This window comes from Nocardia sp. NPDC058497, from assembly GCF_042720195.1.
Taxonomy (GTDB): domain Bacteria; phylum Actinomycetota; class Actinomycetes; order Mycobacteriales; family Mycobacteriaceae; genus Nocardia.
This window is the reverse complement of record NZ_JBHXMY010000525.1, coordinates 1-4,121: the sequence shown is the minus strand read 5'-3', so window position 1 is coordinate 4,121 and position 4,121 is coordinate 1. Positions and strand designations below refer to the sequence as shown.

The 4,121-nt window shown below is 65.5% G+C and carries 5 protein-coding genes; all 5 read right to left on the bottom strand.

The annotated features are described in order from the left end of the window. Positions 1–148: 148 nt before the first annotated feature. Complete coding sequence (locus ACFWPJ_RS26410) at positions 149–1,282, bottom strand: hypothetical protein (protein WP_378855214.1); 1,134 nt, start codon at positions 1,280–1,282, stop codon at positions 149–151. Beyond that, positions 1,279–2,136, bottom strand: coding sequence for an SDR family oxidoreductase (locus tag ACFWPJ_RS26405; protein WP_378855212.1), 858 nt, complete (start codon positions 2,134–2,136; stop codon positions 1,279–1,281). Before ACFWPJ_RS26405 ends, ACFWPJ_RS26410 begins: the two co-directional genes overlap by 4 nt. Before the next feature lie 108 nt (positions 2,137–2,244). Further along, positions 2,245–2,892 (bottom strand): TetR/AcrR family transcriptional regulator, encoded by a 648-nt coding sequence (locus ACFWPJ_RS26400; protein WP_378855210.1) that lies wholly within the window; start codon positions 2,890–2,892, stop codon positions 2,245–2,247. A gap of 384 nt (positions 2,893–3,276) precedes the next feature. Further along, complete coding sequence (locus ACFWPJ_RS26395) at positions 3,277–3,351, bottom strand: pentapeptide repeat-containing protein (RefSeq protein ID WP_378855216.1); 75 nt, start codon at positions 3,349–3,351, stop codon at positions 3,277–3,279. Positions 3,352–3,810: 459 nt separating this feature from the next. Next, the coding region (locus ACFWPJ_RS26390; protein WP_378855208.1) for a pentapeptide repeat-containing protein at positions 3,811–4,121 on the bottom strand (311 nt) is incomplete at its 5' end.

Genomic DNA, 4,121 nt, shown 5'->3' with positions numbered 1-4,121 from the left:
CCCCTATACCACACCCTCTTCTGCCCTCCTCTGCTCCTTTTTATAAATCCCCACTCCACCCCCCCTATAAAACCCCCCCCCCCCCCCCCCCCCGTTTGTTTTCGCCGCCCGCGAAAGTATCAGCCACGCGGCGGATCTAGGTCACCACTCAGCGCGACGCGCGCTCGGGGACGACGATTGTGCCGTAGTCGAGTCCGCCGTGGCTGTGGGTCGGCACCACCGGCCACTGCCGCTTCCACGGCGCGCACTCCGAGGACGGGATGATCTGCAGCCACCGCGAGTCACGCGGGGACCGCGACGCCATCGTCTTCTCCTTGACCATCGAGTCGTACTGGTCGAGCGAGTCCTCGAGGGTGTTGCCGTTGAGCACGACCTCGCGGCCGTAGAACGAGGCCTGCTGCTTGACACCCGGGATCTTCGACAACTCGGGCTGCCAGCTGTCGGCGGCCATGCCGTTCTCCGAGGAGACCCACACGCCGTCGGGTGTGTTGACCACCAGGGAGTGGTTGCCGTCGGTGTGCCCCGGCGTCCACAGGAGGCTGACACCGACACCGAGTTCGACATCGCCGTCGAAGATCTCGAGCCGATCCTGCGGCACCCCGTTCATGCCGCCGTCCACGTACCAGGCCCACTGCATCGGGTGCATGGACTCGAACGTGCCCAGCTCCCTGCGGTGTACCAGCAGCTTCGCGTTCGGGAACAGTGGCTCGCGGGGCTCGGTCTCGCCTTCGATGACCTCGTCGCTGCCCATGATCATCCGGACGTCCTGGACATGGAGGTGGTCGAAACTGATGTAGTCGACGTCCTCGTTGCGCAGTCCGAGCCGGGGCAGCACCGTGTCGGGATCGTTGTAGTACTTGACGAAGAGCTTCTCGGCCTTGAGCTTCTGCGAGAACTCCTGGAGCGAGTGGTAGAACGGCGCCTCCGCGGAACCCGCGGCGACGGTGGGCTCCCAGACCAGGGTCTTGAGCTTGCCGTCGAAGCCTTCGAACTGGATGACGAACATCCGGTTGATGATCGTGATCATCGGGTTGATGTTCACCGAGTACCCCTGGAAGGCGAAGCGCGCGGGGTAGGGCGCGGCGGCGATGTCGAAGCTCTTGATCGCCTTGACCTGGCCCTGTGCCAGGAAACGCTCGCGGTAGCGGGTCGCCGCGTCACGCACCGCTTCCAGCCGCTTGCCGCGCGGCCAGATGTCGTGCACGCCGTCGAATTCGGGAATCGGGCGCACCAGCTCGGTGGACTGATCGACCGGCCGGCGACCGTTGGCTTCGGTGGTCACGAGGTGGCTCCTGAGTTGTTGTTGTTGTTGGTGGTGAGCGCGTCTTTTTCGTAGCTCGCGCGCGAATCCTGGTTCGCCTCGACGACCTGGTTCGGCACCATCTGCCGGTACACCAGCACACGCAGCGCATCGGGCAGTACCGACACCGCGCGAGCGAGAGGCCCGACGTAACCCGGAACGGTGACCTCGAATCGGGGCTTGGCGATCGCGCCGACCACTGCCGATGCCACATCCTCCGGGGTCAGCATGTCGACCGACCCCGTCGAGGTGCCTGCCGCGAGCGGGGTATCCACGACGGTCGGCATCACGACCGACAGCTTGACACCGCTGCCGCGCAGCTCCTCACGCACCGCGCTCAGGTATCCGAAGACACCGTGCTTGGTGGCCGCGTACGTCGCCTCCCCGGGAGGGGCGAGCTTGGAGGCGGCGGAGGCGACGGTCACGATGTGGCCGCGGCCGCGGGTGCGCATCCGCGGCGCGGCGAGGCGAACACCGCGGATGACGCCGTGCAGGTTGACCTCGAGCTGGCGGCGGGTGGCCTGCTCGGTCTCCTCGTCGAACCGGCCGACCCACATCACGCCCGCGTTGTTGACCAGCACATCGACCGGTCCCCACTTCGCCTCGACCGCGTCGAGGAAGCTGGTGAACGAGGACTCGACGGTGACGTCGAGCGCGAATCCGGCGGCGGTACCCGGCAGGGTCGCTGCCGCCGCTGCCGCCTGACCGGCGTCCAGGTCGCCGATGGCGACACGCGCACCCGCCTCGGCAAGTTGCCTGGCGATCGCCAGACCGATACCCCTGGCCGCACCGGTCACCGCGATCACGCGACCATCGAATCTCTTCGTCGAGCCCACAAGCCCTCCTTACTAGGGTCAACATTTGACATGCATTCATGTCTGATGTGATCCAGTCTCGCATAATCGCAGCGGGCAAGGCAATGCTCCATGGCAAAAAACCGGCGGCTACTCCGCGCGACCGAGGGCACCGGCCGCGGCGAGGAAAAGCGTCGCGCACACCTCGACCAGAACTTCCACCGACTGCCGCTGACCAGTCATCATCCAGTCAACGAGCAGGTTGTTCACGGCTCCGGACAGCGCGATCGCGGTCAACCGGGTCCGCTCGTCATCGGGATCGATACCGGACTCCGTCGACCACACCGAGCCGATCACTTCACCGAACGCCCGCAGCACTCCGTGCCGCAATTCCTCGAGCTCGGGCGAGACGCCGACCACCTCGATGAGGATGACGCGTGCGCGACGCGGGTCCTCGGTCAGGTATCCGATGAACGCAGCCAAGCCCTCGCGCACGACCACCGCCGTTTCGCTGCCTGCCGCCGCTATCGCAGTCTCGGTAGCATCACGCAACTCGTCAACGAGCATCGTGTAGACCTGAGCCAACGATGCCTGGCGGTCACGAAACGACTCATAGAAGTATCGTTCGGTCAGCGCGGCCGCGCCACAGATCTGCTTGACCGAGGTCGCCGCGAACCCGGCTGTGCCGAACAGGTCGAGCGCGGCTTCCAGCAGCGCTTCGCGGCGGACCCGAGTGCGCTCCTCGGCGGCCAAGCCGGAGTAGCGGCGTCCGGCGCTCGGGTTGCGTGCGGATGTCATCGTTCCTCCGGTCGCCGGCGCGGTCTCCCGCGCATCCGAATAGCTAGGTATCTGACAATACCACTTGTCAGATACCTGGTGAGCCCTCGGCTCGCCGCAGCGGCGACGGCTGATCGGCGGCTGGGCTCCGGCATGACCAGGCCGGCGTCAGGCGATATGTCGATCCTGTCCCGCTGGGAGGAGATCCGGCCAGGCCGAGAAGCTCACGGCACGGGCGCAGTTCGAGACCGCCACCTCCGCCCGCAGTTGCCGGGTGCAAATTCTGCTATGACAGCAGCGCAGCTGCTCGGATGTTGGAGCCTTCGGTCCCCGGCGAGGCGGAGGCCGCCATGAACAGGCTGATCGAGCTCGGGGCTGGTCAGGAAACCGGATGAGTGACCAAGGTCACCGTTTGAGGTTCGCGCCGCTGAGATCCGCGTCGGTGAGGTTCGCCCCGCTGAGCTTCGCCCGGCGGTGTATCGGAGGTTACTCCGGGCGGCGTGGCTCGCGGCGGCTGGACTTCCGGACGTGTCGCCTCGACTGCACAAACTCGTTGGTCAGCGGTAAGGGGTCGATTAGCGGAGCTTGGGACCTTTTTCGACATGCCGATAGAGGCATCGAAGAAAGGAACCCCCCATGACCAAGTTCAGAATCAAGACAATTCGCCGCGTGGTCTGTGCCACCGGTATCGCCGCGGTCCTTACTGCGTCCGGCATCGGCAACGCATTCGCCCAGCCGATCCAACCCTCGACCGGTGCCGCCGCAAAATTCATCAATCGCAACGGCGCAACAACGTCAGTCCAGCCCGACTCCGTTCGGTACTGCAGCATTGCAGGCGTATCGATACCGTTGGTCAGCGGCCAGGAGCTGCTGCTCGAAAAGGTGCAGAGCATCGATGTTCTCAGCTCCGACGACAAGTTCGTCCAGAATGGCGTGGCGTCACTCAATGTCACTCTGGTGAACGGAACATCGTTCCGGGACAGCATGCCTTCGAACTGTGATCTGTTCGGGCAGAACGACATCGGACGATTCAGTATTTTCCCTCAGGATCTGCAACGGCTCGAGTTCATTCGCGCGGTGATCACGGCTCCAGCGCCGGTTCCGAAGCCCGTCCCGGTGCCCGCGCCGCAGCCGGCGCCGGGTAAGCCGGACCCGGGTAAGCCGGACCCGGGTAAGCCGGACCCGGGTAAGCCGGACCCGGGTAAGCCGGACCCGGGTAAGCCGGACCCGGGCAAGCCGGGCGACGGCAA

What these genes read in the sequence shown, in the direction of transcription:
- ACFWPJ_RS26400 (WP_378855210.1), bottom strand. Translation starts at nt 2,892, where the DNA reads ATGACATCCGCACGCAACCCGAGCGCCGGACGCCGCTACTCCGGCTTG.